Source organism: Mariniflexile ostreae, assembly GCF_042427585.1.
Lineage (GTDB): Bacteria > Bacteroidota > Bacteroidia > Flavobacteriales > Flavobacteriaceae > Pseudalgibacter > Pseudalgibacter ostreae.
Window position 1 is genome coordinate 38,558 of the sequence record NZ_JBHMFC010000007.1, and the last position, 16,026, is coordinate 54,583.

General features: G+C 35.2%; 14 protein-coding genes and 1 tRNA gene. 6 read left to right on the forward strand and 9 right to left on the reverse strand.

Annotated features, from left to right (window positions below; all coding sequences use genetic code 11):
- Positions 1–8 precede the first annotated feature (8 nt).
- From rsmA to ACFFU9_RS02035, 3 genes are all read right to left on the reverse strand, one after another.
- Positions 9–782: a 16S rRNA (adenine(1518)-N(6)/adenine(1519)-N(6))-dimethyltransferase RsmA gene (gene rsmA, locus ACFFU9_RS02025; protein ID WP_379859696.1), complete on the reverse strand. Its 774-nt coding sequence runs from the start codon at positions 780–782 to the stop codon at positions 9–11.
- 199 nt (positions 783–981) lie between these two features.
- Complete coding sequence (locus tag ACFFU9_RS02030) at positions 982–1,305, reverse strand: DUF4286 family protein (protein ID WP_379859722.1); 324 nt, start codon at positions 1,303–1,305, stop codon at positions 982–984.
- Positions 1,306–1,310: 5 nt separating this feature from the next.
- Complete coding sequence (locus tag ACFFU9_RS02035; protein WP_379859697.1) at positions 1,311–2,030, reverse strand: hypothetical protein; 720 nt, start codon at positions 2,028–2,030, stop codon at positions 1,311–1,313.
- A gap of 270 nt (positions 2,031–2,300) precedes the next feature.
- On the opposite strand from ACFFU9_RS02035, the gene ACFFU9_RS02040 reads away from it, so the two are divergent.
- Both ACFFU9_RS02040 and ACFFU9_RS02045 read left to right on the forward strand, forming a co-directional pair.
- Positions 2,301–2,696 carry a hypothetical protein gene (locus ACFFU9_RS02040; RefSeq protein ID WP_379859698.1) on the forward strand — a complete coding sequence of 132 codons (396 nt, stop codon included), beginning with the start codon at positions 2,301–2,303 and terminating at the stop codon, positions 2,694–2,696.
- 93 nt (positions 2,697–2,789) lie between these two features.
- Positions 2,790–2,861, forward strand: a tRNA-Arg gene (locus tag ACFFU9_RS02045).
- Positions 2,862–2,878: 17 nt separating this feature from the next.
- Here ACFFU9_RS02045 and ACFFU9_RS02050 read toward each other — a convergent pair.
- On the reverse strand, positions 2,879–3,226 hold the full coding sequence (locus ACFFU9_RS02050; protein WP_379859699.1) for an arsenate reductase family protein: 348 nt from the start codon (positions 3,224–3,226) through the stop codon (positions 2,879–2,881).
- Positions 3,227–3,351: 125 nt separating this feature from the next.
- On the opposite strand from ACFFU9_RS02050, the gene ACFFU9_RS02055 reads away from it, so the two are divergent.
- Positions 3,352–3,816, forward strand: coding sequence for a DinB family protein (locus tag ACFFU9_RS02055; RefSeq protein WP_379859700.1), 465 nt, complete (start codon positions 3,352–3,354; stop codon positions 3,814–3,816).
- Here the strand turns inward: ACFFU9_RS02055 and ACFFU9_RS02060 are convergent.
- Together ACFFU9_RS02060 and ACFFU9_RS02065 are read right to left on the reverse strand one after the other, a co-directional pair.
- Entirely contained in the window at positions 3,796–4,515 is a 720-nt protein-coding gene (locus ACFFU9_RS02060; RefSeq protein WP_379859701.1) for a DUF3298 and DUF4163 domain-containing protein, read from the reverse strand. The genes ACFFU9_RS02055 and ACFFU9_RS02060 overlap by 21 nt on opposite strands.
- A gap of 68 nt (positions 4,516–4,583) precedes the next feature.
- Positions 4,584–5,387 (reverse strand): THC0290_0291 family protein, encoded by an 804-nt coding sequence (locus ACFFU9_RS02065; protein ID WP_379859702.1) that lies wholly within the window; start codon positions 5,385–5,387, stop codon positions 4,584–4,586.
- 284 nt (positions 5,388–5,671) lie between these two features.
- Here ACFFU9_RS02065 and gdhA point away from each other — a divergent pair, with 284 nt between their 5' ends.
- From gdhA to recO, 3 genes are all read left to right on the forward strand, one after another.
- On the forward strand, positions 5,672–7,015 hold the full coding sequence (gene gdhA, locus ACFFU9_RS02070) for an NADP-specific glutamate dehydrogenase (protein WP_379859703.1): 1,344 nt from the start codon (positions 5,672–5,674) through the stop codon (positions 7,013–7,015).
- Between the two features lie 128 nt (positions 7,016–7,143).
- On the forward strand, positions 7,144–9,492 hold the full coding sequence (gene porZ, locus ACFFU9_RS02075; protein WP_379859704.1) for a type IX secretion system anionic LPS delivery protein PorZ: 2,349 nt from the start codon (positions 7,144–7,146) through the stop codon (positions 9,490–9,492).
- Positions 9,492–10,211, forward strand: a complete 720-nt coding sequence (recO, locus tag ACFFU9_RS02080; protein ID WP_379859705.1) for a DNA repair protein RecO — start codon at positions 9,492–9,494, stop codon at positions 10,209–10,211. Before porZ ends, recO begins: the two co-directional genes overlap by 1 nt.
- Positions 10,212–10,244: 33 nt before the next feature.
- Here recO and ACFFU9_RS02085 read toward each other — a convergent pair whose 3' ends face one another.
- The 3 genes from ACFFU9_RS02085 to ACFFU9_RS02095 form a co-directional block, all read right to left on the reverse strand.
- Positions 10,245–11,903: an alpha-amylase family glycosyl hydrolase gene (locus ACFFU9_RS02085; RefSeq protein ID WP_379859706.1), complete on the reverse strand. Its 1,659-nt coding sequence runs from the start codon at positions 11,901–11,903 to the stop codon at positions 10,245–10,247.
- A 36-nt stretch (positions 11,904–11,939) separates the two neighbouring features.
- A complete protein-coding gene (locus tag ACFFU9_RS02090; RefSeq protein ID WP_379859707.1) occupies positions 11,940–13,820 on the reverse strand; it encodes an alpha-amylase family protein in 1,881 nt (626 codons plus the stop codon).
- A gap of 193 nt (positions 13,821–14,013) precedes the next feature.
- Positions 14,014–15,963 (reverse strand): glycoside hydrolase family 13 protein, encoded by a 1,950-nt coding sequence (locus ACFFU9_RS02095; RefSeq protein ID WP_379859708.1) that lies wholly within the window; start codon positions 15,961–15,963, stop codon positions 14,014–14,016.
- Positions 15,964–16,026: the final 63 nt, after the last annotated feature.

The following is a 16,026-nucleotide window of genomic DNA, read 5'->3' on the forward strand; positions in this document are numbered from 1 at the left end:
GGGAGTGGTTATATGTTGTTTTGGATTAATAAAGTGAGTGCGATAAAGTCTTGGACACTCAATTGTTCTGGACGTTTGCCAAAGATACTATCTTCTCTTATAACATCGTTTAAATGGAATGTTTTTAAACTATTGCGAAGGGTTTTTCTACGTTGCTGGAAGGCCGCCTTAACTACTTTAAAAAGCAATTGCTCATCGCATGGCAAACTGTAATTTTCTTTTCTACTAAGCCTTAATACTCCAGATTCTACTTTTGGTGGCGGAGTAAAAACCGATGGAGGGACGGTAAACAGGTATTCGGCATCGTAAAAGGCTTGTGTTAAAACGGATAAAATTCCATAAACTTTGCTGCCTTCTTTAGAACAAATACGCTCTGCAACCTCTTTCTGGAACATGCCAGAGAATTCAGGAATCTGATCCCGCATTTCTAAGGTTTTAAATACGATTTGAGTAGAAATATTGTAAGGAAAATTACCTATAATAGCAAATGGTTCTCCTTTAAAAACAGTATTTATATCGAACTTTAAAAAGTCTTTTTCAATAATTCTTGGTGCAAGATTAAGGTAGTTGGCCTTTAAGTATGCTACAGATTCGGGATCTATTTCAATAGCATAGGTCGTAATATTCTTTTTAAGCAAATACTTGGTAAGCACCCCCATACCTGGCCCAATTTCCAAAATGTTTTTATAGTCTTTTAGCTGGAGTGTATCTGCAATGCTTTGGGCTACACTTTCGTCGTTTAAAAAGTGTTGACCTAAGTATTTCTTTGCTTTTACTGTCATAAAACGTTACTATTTAATTAATAAACCTTGGAGAAACCTGTATTGGACGTATCTGGGAAGATTGGTTTAACAATCAAAGATACAAAAGCGCATGCTTTTGGTATCATGTTAGACTTTCAAAATAAAAAATATTTTTTTTTAAGCTTAAAAGGCAATATCATGCTCTATTAAAAAGAGCTTTATCTTTAGTCTTGAGAGCTTATTTGAAATTAACCGTATACTCGTCAATAATCTGAAGCTCAGTTCTAAAAGTCAGCATTTTATCAGAAAACTTCTTCAGTGCTTCGCTTCGATGTTTTGGAGCGTCTTCTTTATAATAAGCGTCTAGGGCTTCACGAGAATAAGAGCGGTATTGGATGGAGTATGTTACACTGCCCATATCTTCTTCAACTAGAACTTTAGTAAGCGTGGCTTTTTCAAATTTACCAGAAGATAATACCATGGGGATGTGTTCTTTAATCCAGATCAACCACTCTTGATGTATGGAGGCGTCTATATTTGCGGTTTCATTATAAATATACATGTGTTTCATAAGTTTGTAAAGATTTTTTCGTCCATTTTTTGTTTCACTTCAACCTGGGTAGGGCCAAAATCACTTCTGTTAAAAGACAATAGAATAGAACCCATTTGTTGGTAATGGTCCCAAGGTCTTACAAATGCAGGCTCAACATCATTAAAGTTTTTAAAATAAGCCCATTGTTTAACAAGATGGTCCTCTTGGTCTATATAAATTAAATATTTATTGTGGGGGGTTACACCAACGCTTTCAAATGTCATTTGCAAAACATCGGCTTTATTAGCATTAGGCAAAACAGTTGTTTTTAGATAGCTTAGCGTTACGCCGGGGTCTTGTAATTTCCAAGGCATAACTAACCAATAGGAATCGTTGATCCACCAATTTTTACCTTGCGTAAGGAGCTTCTTTTGTTTTTCTTTATCTAAAACCAATACGTTATTTTCATAAACACGTCCTGTTAATGTGTTTATGTTCACTAAAATCACAAGTTTGTTCTCGGGGCTTTCAACCCTCACATCGCCAGTCCATTTATCCCAATATAGCGTGCGTTTTGCAAAATCCCACTTGATAAAACGGGTGTTGTTATAATGTTCTTTCCCTCCCATGGCGTCCATTACTTTTTCGGCAATGGCGTTTGCTTTTTCAGTGCTGGACTGTGCGTTCATAACTATAGGAATTAATATTATAATTAATAATGCCACAGCGTTTATGGGTTTTGAATAACGGCTCATAGTATATGACGTTTTAGTTGGTTGCGAAAATAGTTATTTTATCATGTAACACCCCTTATTTGTTTTGGCTTTAACAGTGAAAGGTTGGTTTTGTTAAGTTTTTAGGAGCATGCTTTAGGGGGTTTTTTTTGAAGCTGGACTTACTCCATTCTTTTTATGTTCATAACACCAAACACCTGAGATGACTGAAAATAAAAAAAAACAAGAAATAAAAATGGTTCAGTTTCTAAAACGCTTATTTTTGCAACTTATATCCATTTTTATTTTGAAATGAAAAAAGACATAATAATACCAGAAGTTGAAGATGTTTACGTGGCAATCGTTTTGGAACACAATAGCATTTATAAAACTGATGACTGGAATGCTTATATTATTAATGATAAGAATGTGGATTTAGATGTTGTGCTTATTGTAACGAGCGGCTATTCTAAAGATAAAATTACCGCTACATTTAGAAAACAGCTAGATAAACTTCCTGCCAAGAGCTACGCTAAAATAGAATTGATGCAGGAAGATTTATTTGCGCTTAACAACACTTTTAAAGTGTCTTTTTTTGAAGGTAACAAAATGTTCGACAAAACATTTCTTTTTAGAAAAAACACAGTTAATATAAAAGCCTTGCGGCCTATACCGCTAATGGACGTAAAAGGTGTATTGGTAAAATAAATGTGTAAATAATTTAAAAAACAGTTCAAAAAAATTATATTTATCTTTAATAAAGAGCAATATCGTTTTTTTGTGTGTGTGATACTTTTTAAAGGCTCCATAGTTCAAGGGATAGAACAAAAGTTTCCTAAACTTTAGATCCAGGTTCGAATCCTGGTGGAGTCACTATTATATCAAATATATCAAAGACTAGCTTTTGCTGCTTCGACCACTTTTTTAGAATTCCCGATAAATATGGCATCATCCATTATAATTACAGGACGACTTAAAAAGGTATAATGTTCTAAGATATAATGTTTGTAGTCGTGTTCTTCAAGCGTCCGGTTCTTTAAATCCATGTCTTTATAAAGTTTGGCGCGCTTGCTAAAAAGAGCTTCATAGCTTCCTGCCATTTGAGCCATTTGCTCGAGCTGTTCCGTGCTTATAGGTTCTGTTTTAATATCCTGTAAGATAAATTCTGACAGGAGATTCAGTTCTTTTAAAATTCGAACACAGGTACTGCACGTTTTTAAATAGTATACTTTTTTCATAGGGTATTATGTTTTTAATTTTTATATGATATAAATGGCGCTAGCGCGTAAAATCTAAAGATATTTAACACCAAAATAAAATAATTATAACATTAAGAACTATATTTAGCGAAAAATTAATAAACATGAAGTTTACATTCCAAGTTTTAAATAATTTAAGGACTATTTTAAGTACTATTGTAGATAATCATTCTTTAGAAGAGCTTAATGCAGTACCCGAAGGGTTTAATAACAATATTATCTGGAATATTGGGCATGTTGTGGTTGTAGAGCAACTGTTAATTTATAAAATGTCTGGATTAGAACCAAGCATTCCTAATGATATAATAAATAAATATAAAAAAGACACCAAGCCAGAAGGTCTTATTGATCAGCATGAAGTAAACATCATTCAAGATTTATTGGTTTCCACTTTAAACCAAACGAAAACAGATTACGATAATGGTGTTTTTAAAGATTATAACGCTTATACCGTTTCGACAACGGGAAATACGTTAACTTCTTTTAACGAAGCGTTACAATTTGTATTGCTACATGACGGCATTCATTATGGTTACATTTTAGCGTTATTAAAGGCTATTAAAATTTAAAAGTCCTTCAAGCTCATCAAATGGGATTGCAAATTGAATGATTCCAGTAGAGTAAGGCGCCACCTCGTATGCGTTGTAAAGCATTACAAAACCTTCTTTGCTGTACCCCATATTAGCGGGTAGTTCTAGGCTGTCGTTATCTGTAAAAACATCTTTATCTTTTGTGGCGTTTTGAAAATGGCTTTTTAAAACGGTTTTAAATGTTTCTTTGTCCTTTATTAATGTGGAATTTTCTAAAGGCTCACCAGTTTCGCCGTCAAAATTTAACACAACGATATTAAGGATCCCATGTGCGCCACCAGTATTAACATAGGAGGTAATGGCTATACTGATTATTTCAGGAGATTGATACATCACATCACCATCCACTTGCGCTTCCCAAGCTTGTGCAGTTTCTGGAAAATCCGATTGGAAGGCATTATATTCGTCATTAAAAGCGATAATGCTTTCTTCTATGGATGTAGAGTTGATAACATCTGGCTCTCCAAGATGTAAGGATGTAATAACCGTTTTATTAATTTCTGCATTTATGTTTTTGGACACAACATTGCTATTATTGGCTTTAGGGATATTAACTTGAACAATAGTATTGTTTGGTGTCGTAATCTCAGTTTCAGAGAATGAAAGATTCGTTTCATTTTTACAACTGTTTAAGAGTAAAAACAAACATATAACTATATAATAAGGACGTTTAGACATAGCTTTTAAGGGATATATGCCAAAGGTAAATATTGGGAATTGCAAAAATGATATAAAAGAAGATATTTTTAATCCAAATAATAAATATAGCCAATATTTAGCCAAAGTAGCCAGTCGTTATGTTTATTGTAATCGAGATTATGATTAAGTCCATCCACCCAATCGCTAAAATAATATTGCCATCTTAAATCTAACATCAAATCTGAAAGCTTGTCGAGCTTGTACCTTACACCAACACTTGAGACAATAGACCATGTGCTGCCTGGAGAAGCATCGATGGAGCCCGGAGCCCATTCAGAATAAAAATTACTAGGCTCGGTTACGTTTCCGGTTAAAAGCGGATTGGGGTTTTCGTAAGTAGTACTTACTTGGGGTGTATAGGACGTAAAATGAACACCAAAGCTCGTAAAGGGAGCGAATTTCGGACTAAAAGACTGGAATGCTTTAATGCTTAAAGGGTAAAACTCTAATTGTGTGCCAATATCTAAATTATGGGCTACTCCCTTATGACCTCTCAATTGATTGGCCTGTGATGATGTTTTACTAGGATCCACCCATTTTCCTAAGTGCTCTAAATGGGTCTTATTCCAAGATATCTCGTTTCTTATTTGAAAATGGTCTCTAAAATAAGAGTCAGATTTAAAGAAGTTATAATGGCGCCTATAGGAAAAATCTAAATAATGTACAAAACCAATTCCAAACCCCGAATTACCAAAATTGGTTTCTCCGTCTGAACGTTTTCCAAAATCGGATTTGAATTGAACAGGGCCCGCAATAACACCTATTTGATGGGAGAAGCCTAATTGTGAGAAACTTGTTTGACTAACTAGTAAGGTGCAAACAAAAAAGGCAAAATGTTTCCAGTTAGGCATATTTATGGTTTTTTGTTGAGGCAATTACCCGACAAATATATTAAAACAGAGTTAACAAACAAATATTTGTACACGTGTATATCAAAGTTAAAAAAAATAAATTGAAATGAATTTACAAAAAAATGCATTATAATTTTTAAAGGTGTATTATATTTGTTCCTCGTAAAACATAAACAATTAGTTACAATAGAATAAATTAAACCCTTTTAATACGGCTAAGGTCGTTTTAAAAACAATATAAAACTTGTTTTACTTGTAACCTGTTAAGAATTAAATTTAAGTACATGAAAAACATCGTTGAAGGATTTTTAGAACTTGTAAAACAGAGAAATGACCATGAACCAGAATTTTTACAAGCTGTAGAGGAAGTAGCAGAAAATGTGATTCCTTATATTGTGGAGAATGAAAATTATTTTGGTAAAAACCTTTTGTTAAGAATGGTAGAGCCAGAGCGTGTTGTGATTTTTAGAGTGTGCTGGGTTGACGATGAAGGTGAAATACAAGTAAATAGAGGCTATAGAATTCAGATGAATTCCGCAATAGGTCCATACAAAGGCGGTTTGCGTTTTCACCCATCGGTCAATTTAAGTATTTTAAAATTCTTGGCCTTTGAGCAAGTGTTTAAAAATAGCTTAACCTCATTGCCTATGGGCGGAGGAAAAGGCGGTAGTGATTTTGATCCGAAAGGAAAAAGTGATGGTGAGATTATGCGTTTCTGTCAATCTTTTATGGGAGAACTATTCAGGCATATTGGCCCTAATACAGACGTTCCTGCCGGTGATATAGGTGTAGGGGCTAGAGAGATTGGATTCATGATGGGCATGTATAAAAAACTAAGAAACGAATTTACTGGTGTTCTAACAGGAAAAGGCTTGTCTTATGGAGGGTCGCTTATAAGGCCTGAAGCTACAGGATACGGTACTGTTTATTTTGCACAAAAAATGCTTGAAACTAGAAAAGATACGGTAGCAGGAAAAACAGTAGTTATTTCTGGATCTGGAAATGTTGCTCAATACGCTGTAGAAAAAGCATTACACCTAGGGGCTAAAGTGTTAACACTTTCCGATTCTTCAGGATATATTTATGATGCAGATGGTATAGATGAAGAAAAGCTGGTTTTCGTAATGAAATTGAAAAATGAAAAACGTGGACGAATCAGTGAGTATGTTGAAGCTTATCCAAAAGCTACTTTTGTGGCAGGTAAAACCCCTTGGGAAATTAAATGCGATATTGCATTGCCATGTGCCACACAGAACGAAGTTAATGAAGAGGATGCTATTATGCTTTTAAATAATGGTTGTATCTGTGTTAGCGAAGGGGCAAACATGCCTTCTACTTTAAAAGCTGTAGAAGCTTTCCAGAAAGCAAGAATATTGTATGCGCCAGGTAAAGCATCAAATGCGGGAGGCGTTGCTGTTTCTGGTTTAGAAATGACGCAAAACTCATTAAGATACCAATGGACACGAGATGAGGTAGATAACAGACTTAAGGTTATCATGACAGACATACACAAGTCCTGTTTAGAATATGGAACTTGTGATGATGGTTATATCGATTACGTTAAAGGCGCTAATATTGCTGGATTCGTAAAAGTTGCAGATGCCATGCTTGCTCAAGGTGTTGTTTAAAAAATAATCTATATATTTAATAATTATAAGCTTCTTAGTTCAACTAAGAAGCTTTTTTTGTTTAAATATATGATTTTCACGCAAAACTCGTTGGATATAAATATATTTGAATATTGAAAAGAAGGGATATGTTTAGAAGCGTACTGTTATCAATTGTTTTTCTTTGGCCGCTCATGCAATTTGGTCAAGATTTTTCTGCGCTATGGAAAGGTCATTTCTCTTACAATACTATTAAAGATGTTGTAGAAGGACATGATAAAATATATGCCGCATCAGATAATGCTATTTTTAGCTATGATTTGAAAACTCATGCTATTGAAGAGCTTAATACCATAAATGGATTATCGGGAGAAAGTATATCCACGATTTATTATAGCGAACCTTTTCAGTTATTACTGATTGGATACGAAAGCGGACTTATAGAAATGGTGTTTGATCATGACAGTGCTGTACTTACCATTGTAGATATTATTGATAAAACAAATATCTCCCCAACAAATAAGCGTATCAATCATTTCAATGCATTTGGTAATGTGGTCTATATCGCTACAAACTATGGAATTTCCGTTTATAATATGGAACGTCTGGAGTTTGTAGACACGTATCTAATTGGAAATAACGGCGACGAAATTAAAGTAAATCAAACCGCTATTATTGGAGAGTATATTTATGCAGCTTGTTCCAATGGCAATGGGATACGTAAAGCGTTGGTGTCCAGTAGTGCCTTAGCCGACTTTCAAAACTGGCAGACAATCGTTTCAGGAAGCTTTATTGGTGTTCAAAATATAGAAAATAATCTATTCGGTTTACGAACGGACAGGACTATGTTTAAAATAATAAACGATGTTTTAAATCCTTTGTTTCAATATAATGTGCTTCCTAAGGCCATAACGTCGAATGGCACTAACTTAATAGTAACTACAGCAAATAATGTGTTTGTTTATGATAGTGCCTTTAATATGGTGTCTCAAATAGATGTTAGTGACGCCTTTTTAACATCTTATACCGCTGCAGCCATAGGGGGGGATCATATCTATGTTGGAACTTCTAAATTTGGACTATTAAAAACAGCTCTATCGAGCCCTATTTTGTTTGAAGAACTACACCCAGAGGGGCCATTACTAAATGTTCCCTTTTCTCTAAAAGCGGGGGCCAATGATTTATGGGTTACTTTTGGGGAGTATAATCTATTTTTTAATTCTTACCCATTAAATAATCGAGGCATTAGCCATTTAAAAGGTACAACATGGATTAATACGCCTTATAGCGAGGTCTTTAATGCTAAAAATTTAAATGCAATCTCTGTAAATCCATTTAATAATGATCACGTTTTTATTAGCTCTTTCTATAGTGGTCTATTAGAAGTTAAACAAGACGTTCCTAGTATTTTGTATAACCAAGATAATAGCGGCCTAGAATCTTTAGTACTGCCAACTGATCCTAATTATATAGATGTAAGGGTTGGAGCTTCTGCTTTTGATGAGAATGGAGTGCTTTGGTCAATGACCAGTCTTATAGATAAGCCACTGAAATCATTTAATCTTAGCAATAACCAATGGAAATCTTATGATTTTACAGACGTAATTCCTAAAGAATATGGCAGTAATTTAGGTTTTTCCGATTTAGTTATAGGACGGGATGGTACAAAATGGACAGGAAGTTATAAATATGGCGTTATAGGTTTTAAAGAAAACGGAGCAAACCCATTATTAAAAAATATTAAAAAAGAAGAAGAAAATATGCCCACAGAATATGTGACAGCTTTGGCTTTAGATAAAAGAGATCAATTGTGGATTGGTACTTTTAAAGGTTTGAGAGTGTTATATAATACAGCTAATTTTTTTACAGATAATAATGCCAAAGTTGATGAAATTATTATACTGGAGGATGGTATTGCTAAAGAGTTGTTGTTCCAGCAGTTTATATCAGATATTGAAGTGGATGGTTCTAATAATAAATGGGTTGCTACTATTGGTACAGGTTTGTTTTACCTCTCTTCTGATGGACAGAAAACCATTTACCATTTTACCACTAAAAACTCCCCCTTACCGTCTAATGATATTGTAGATGTTTCAATTGATAATAATAATGGTACGGTTTATATAGCAACAAGCAAAGGGCTGGTGTCATTCCGGTCAGGAAGTTCTGGAACCGCAGAAGATTTGGAACGTGCCTTTGTTTATCCAAATCCCGTAAGGCCTCATTTTAATATTGTTGAAGATAAAGTGAAAATAAAAGAGGTTTCAGAAAATGTTAATATAAAAATAACAGATATTGAAGGTAATTTGGTGGCAGAAGCGCAGTCAAAAATCAATTTACGGCACAGAGGCTACAATTTAGAAATAGATGGCGGAACGGCCTACTGGAATGGCAAAAACTTGGCGAACCATGTTGTTGCTTCTGGAGTGTATTTGGTTATGCTCTCTAATTTGGACACTTTTGAAACAAAGGTCTTGAAACTAATGGTTGTAAGATAATGCTTGTTACTACTAATGCCATCGTGCTTTCAAAGTTAAGATATGCGGATAACGATTTAATAGTGAAATGTTATACCCAACAACTAGGCGTGGTTAGTTTTTTGCTTAGAGGTGTTTTAAAAAGCAAAAAGGGATATAATAAAATAGCCTACTTTCAGCCGCTTTCCCAGTTGCAGTTGCATATTGATTATAAAGACAATCGTTCGCTACATAGTATTAAAGAAACAAAATTAAATTACACGTATTCTAGTTTGCATACCCATGTTTTTAAAAGCGCTATCGTGATGTTTCTCGCTGAGGTTCTGTCTAATATACTTCAAGAAGAAGAGCAAAATGAAACCCTTTATCACTATTTAGAAACCTCGTTAAGTTGGTTGGATATCCACAATGATTTTGCGAATTTTCATCTGCTTTTTTTGCTTAAACTAACTAAGTATTTAGGATTTTACCCAGAAGACACAAACTTAAATAACAACTATTTTAATTTGCTTACGGGTACTTTTGAAACAAAACCTATTGGAAAATATACGGTGTCTGGTGATAATTTAGAGGTATTAAAACGCCTCCTAATTACAAAATTCGATATGTTATCTTTAATAAAAATTAATGGCTCTCAACGGCAGTCTTTTTTAAATATGATGTTGCTTTATTTTGAATTGCATACGGGTGGTTTTAAAACGCCTAAATCTTTGCAGATATTAAATCAAGTGTTTAATTAAGCGCTTTAAGAATTTCAAGTTTTTTATATTGCATTATTTTTTTCTTTCTAAAAGCACAATAGTGTAAGGCGTATTTATTTTAACCATACCATTGCTCACTTTTACTTCCTTGCCCGAATAGGCGTCTTTTAAAAGCACATCATCTTTAAAGACAGCAGAAACAGTTATGGTGTTTTCGCCTTCAGGTAAATCTAACCCTACAATAACTTCGTCTGTATATTCATTTTTAGAAAAGTGTCTAGAAAAAACATAAGGTTCTTCGCTTAACATCTCATGTATACCTGCGCCCACAGCGGGATGTTTAGCACGGAACTGCCCTAACTTTTGCCAATGGTTTAAAATGTTTTTTGTGTCGGGATTATTTTGGATATCCTTCCAATTCATGAAAGAGCGTAAGGTGGCATCGCCTTCCGTGCCTTCTATAATTAAGGCTCGTGCCGACTCATCGCCGTAATATACTTGTGAGGTGCCAGGACATAATAATAGTTTCACTGCAGTTTCAAAAGGTTTTTGGCGCATGGCATCAAAAGGTTGGCCATCGTCGTGGGAACTCAAATAGTTTAACACTCCAAAATGTTTTAAATCTGAGTTTAAAATATCAGAATAACGTTTAAACAAGTCTTCTTTAGAATTTTGGGCGGCATTCCATTTCATTTCGAAATTGATTAGACTTTGAAAAGCGCCATCAAAATAGTTTATCTTTTTATCGCCAAAATCAAATAGTTTTCCATTTGAAATGGTATAATTGTAAACCTCACCTACTAAATAAAAGCCATTATCATCTAACACCTTATCTGGGTTTTTTTTCTTAAATTCTGAGAAGGCCGCATCGCAGGCCTCTTTAAACTCTTCCCAAACATATTTATCGGTGTGCTTTACGGTGTCTACGCGATAGCCATCAATACCAAATTCTGTGATATAATCGGTCAGCCATTTCATGATATAAAATCTAGGGGCCCTGGGGTGCCCTGTTCTTTTAAAGAAATCGTCTAGCTCTAGGATTTCCTGTTCATAACGTCCTTCCGATTTCCATTTTTCTATTAAATGTGGAGGTAAATCAACGGCTTCATTATTCTCGGTTAAAATATCTGGAAGGTTTTCAACCAAAGTGCATGCTGTAGTCGTTTCGTAAGAGGTGTAGGTACAAGTTGGACCAGTACGCACCCATTCCTTTGGCCATACAGGATCCTTCTCGGTAACAGGTCCTGTGTGGTTTATAACAGCATCCAATAAAATACGAATCCCTTTTTTATGTGCGGTTTCAACGAGTGTGCGTAAATCTTCTTGCGTTCCAAAATTAGGGTCCAAAGCAGTCCAATCACGCGTCCAATAGCCATGGAACCCATAACTTAACCCAGTGCCTTCATCAACTCCTCCATGGATCTGTTCTACAATTGGGCTCATCCAAATAGCATTAATGCCTAAGTCTGTAAAATAGCCTTTTTCAATTTTTTGGGTGATACCTTTTAGATCGCCACCTTCAAATCCACGAAGCTTTCCGGTTTCGGCAGTTCTTTCAAAATGGACATCATTGGTTGGATCAGCATTATTAAAACGGTCTGTTAATAAGAAATATATTGTGGCAGCTTCCCAAACAAATGGCGCTTTTACATCGGGCTCAATAGCTTTGTTCTTATTCTGGCAGCTCATTATTAGCGAAAATGTAATTATTGTAATAAAAATATATTTCATGGTGTCGTATTTAGGAAAACGGATACGTTCTTATTGTTACTCAACTTTTAAAATAAAGGACTCTAAAGGATTTAAGCTAACGGTAACCGTGCCAATGCCATTTTTAATAACTAAACGGGATGAGAATTGTTGATATAGCTGGTCTTTAACCTTATATTCTTCTTTTAATAATTTCCAGTTTTCAATAATATCTTCTGGGATTTTTAAATTGAAAGTGTGGCCTTTATCAGCATCAAAATTTGAAATGATAATCAGTTTCTCATTGTCTTTCCAGCGAATAAAAGACATGACTCTATCTGTATAATTTTCGGTGTTCTCGCGATTGTACAAATGGATGTCTTTATAAGCCCCCATTAATGCTGGGCTATTGACACTAAAATTTAAAAGCCGTTTGTAAAAATCTCTTAACTCTTTTTCTTCTGAAGTGGATTGCCCGCCATCAAATTGTTTGTTGTTTACCCAACGTTGAAGATGAGGAACACCAATGTAATCGAAAATAGAAGTCCTTGAAGGTTTCCCGAAGCCTGCATCTTCAGCACCTGGTTCTCCTAGTTCTTGACCAAAATAGATCATGGTAGGCGAGCTGCTTATCGTGGTGGAAACCACCATAGCGGGTTTTCCTTTTTCCGCTTGTCCTGCAAATTCCGGACTTGCAATGCGTTGTTCATCGTGGTTTTCTAAAAAATGGAGCATGTGGTGTTCTATGTCCTTAAGCTCATTCTGGATGTGAGGGATGTAATCGGTCTTTCCATGTCCCTGCATAATATGTTTAATGGTGTCATACAACTGGACTTTATCATAAAGGTAGTCCATTTTCCCTTTTTTAATATAATCCCTATATAATGCAGGGTTATAGACTTCTGCTAATAAAAAAGCCTCAGGATTTTTCATTTTAATAGTGGAATTCATAAAACTCCAAAATTCAACAGGAACCATCTCTGCCATATCATACCTAAAGCCATCTACGCCCATATTTAACCAATAGAGTGCGATATCTTTAAACTTAATCCATGAATTTGGTACAGTTTTATCTTTCCAAAAATTAAAATGTTTTTTATAGTCTTCATTTTCAAACCCTTCTGGTAAGGCGTCAAAATCGTTTTTCCCTTCTGGAGACACGCCATAATTGATTTTTACGGTTTCATACCAATCGTTAACATGTGGTTGAGATAACCGTGAGCCATTTCCTGTCCACTTTGCTGGGGTCTCATCAAATTCATTATCTTCTAAAGGATGCTTTTCTGGCCCTAAAGGGGAGTAGCCTTCTTCCCAAATGGGAACTTTAAAAGATTCGTTTGGGTTGTAATAGAAATTGTTGTCTACATGATAAACCACATTTTTATCATCTTCTTCTCCAAAATTCTTAACACCTTCTGGGTGGGTTATGCTTTGGTAGTTTCTCGCAACATGATTGGGTACAATATCAATAATAACTTTTAGGCCAGCGTTATGAGAGCGTTCAATAAGTGCCTGAAATTCTGCTAATCGGTTCTCGACATTTACAGCTAAATCTGGGTTTACGTTGTAATAATCTTTTACAGCATAAGGTGATCCTGCTCGACCTTTTACAACATCGGGGTCGTCATCAGAAATGCCATAAGCACTATAATCTTTAATAACATTGTGGTGTGGAACACCTGTATACCAAATGTATGTTACACCTAAATCTTTTATCTCCATTAGAGCTTTGTCTGTGAAATCATTGAATTTGCCTACGCCATTTTCTTCAATAGTTCCCCAAGGGATGTTGTTGGTGTTCGTATTGCCAAACAAGCGCGTGAACACTTGATAAATAACTTCTTTTTTATTAAGTTTATTAAACTGCATGGTGGGGTCTTGTACTGGTGTTTTGTCATCTTTACATCCAAAGAGAAAGACTAGGGCAAATGATGCGATAAAAATAGTTATGTGTTTCATTTTGGATTTTTTTAATGGAGTATTTTAAGAACAATCCACTGTTATAAGGTCTTTTTAAACTTTATTTCCTTGAAAAACGTGTTTAAGCATGGCGTGCATTGCTATGTTGCCATGGTTTTTATAAATACAATAGCGGTTGCTTGCTTTGTAATGAAATATAACGACCTGATTTTGATGCTTTGATTGTTTATATTTAATCTGTTTTAGTGCTTAAGATAATACTTCCTTTTTCTTGAAGAAATAAGCTTTCTGGCCAATCGAACTGCTGTTCATTGATAATGTTTTTTAATGTTTTTCCTTTTAATCCCATCTCATCAAACCTTTGCGTATTTAATTGAATACCATTTTCGTTTTTATTTATAATATGAACTACGGTTTCTTCCTCTAAAACCCTAAACAATGCATAAACACCATCTTCTGGTGCAAAATGAATAGTTTTGCCTTCATGTATGGCTTTACTAGTTTTACGATAGTTTAATATTTTCTTTAAATATATTTGCATGTCCTTTTGGGCATCCGTTAAGCCTTCGGTTGTGAATGCATTTGCACTATCGCCTTCCCAGCCACCAGGGAAATCACTGCGAATTAGGCCATGGTCTCCAGGGTGGTCGAAATCGTGCATTAAAATTTCTGTCCCGTAATAGATTTGTGGAATACGTGGTAACATCAACAAGTAGCTTAGTGCTGCTTTTGTGTTTGCTACATCGCCTTTTAATTGAGTAAAAATACGGCTCATATCATGGTTGTCTACAAAAACCATAAGGTCTTCGGGCTTTGCGTAAGCAAAGTCATTGGCAAGACCTTTATAGATTTCGATTAGTCCCGTACTAAAAGACTCGTCATTATTTAAGCCTTTAACTATTTGATCCTGCATGGCAAAATCCATGGGAGACTTTAAATTGGAATTGTAGCCGTCTTTGTTTTGATGGCCTTGTTGCCAATACGCAATTAATAAAGGGTTGGTAGTCCATTCTTCACCTACAATACTAAAGTTGGGATATTCATTCATGATTTCGCCGGCCCAAGTACTCATAAAATTTTTATCGGGATAAGGATAGGTATCTTGTCTAATACCGCTCAATTTTGCTGTTTCAATCCACCAAATACTATTCTGAATGGTGTATTTGGCCATAAAAGGATTGCGTTGGTTTAAGTCTGGCATGGCCGAAACAAACCAGCCTTCATTCATCGCTTTTTTATCTATTTCCGAGGCGTATTGGTCTTGATTCGTGGTGCGTCTATGGCTCGTTATTATCGGGTTTTTAACATCTTGGTCTTTTTCGCTCTTTTCAAAAATATCCTGATGATTTATCCAATCTTTAAAGGGCAAGTCTTTCATCCACCAATGCTCAACACCACAATGGTTCGCCACGTGATCCATAATTAGTTTCATGCCTTTTTTAGACATTTTAGAACTGAGTTCCAAATAGTTTTCTAAAGTTCCAAAACGAGGGTCTATAAGATAGAAGTCGGTCATCGCGTACCCATGATAAGAGCCTTGTGACATATCGTTCATAAGAAGAGGGCAGGGCCAAATGGCTGTAAAACCTAAATCCTGAATGTAATCTAGATGGTTGGTAATCCCTTGTATATCTCCACCATGACGAGCATAATTGTTGGATCTATCGATAGTTTTTTCAAGTAATGTTTCATGTATGTCATTCGAAGGGTCTCCATTCGAAAAACGGTCGGGCGTAATCAAATACACAGCATCGCTACTATTAAAGCCAACATAATCTTCTGCGGGTTGCTCTCTGGACTTTAGCGTATAGGTGTAAACTAAATCCTCGTGATTTTCTTGTTTGAATATGATGTTGAATGTTCCTGGCTTTGTGTTTTTTGAAATCTCTAAATCGATAAATAAATAATTTGGACTATTCGCTTTATGAACCTGTTTAATAGAAACGCCAGCATAAGAGATTTCAGGATGTGTTTTTGAAATTTCAGGATGATGTATCAGTAATTGTAAAGATGTGTTTTTAAAGCCAATCCACCAATTGGGGGGCTCAACACGATTTAGGTCATGCCTTTCTGTTGTAATCAATGCAGTCTCCACCTGTTCTATAGTCATGGGGTTTTGTTTTTGGCAAGAGCTGTTAAGTGCCATAACACATAAAAAATATAAAGTTATCGATTTTTTCATGGTATTGGTTGTAAATTGGCTTAAACATGAGCCATTATAATACTTATACTTTTAATTGATTAG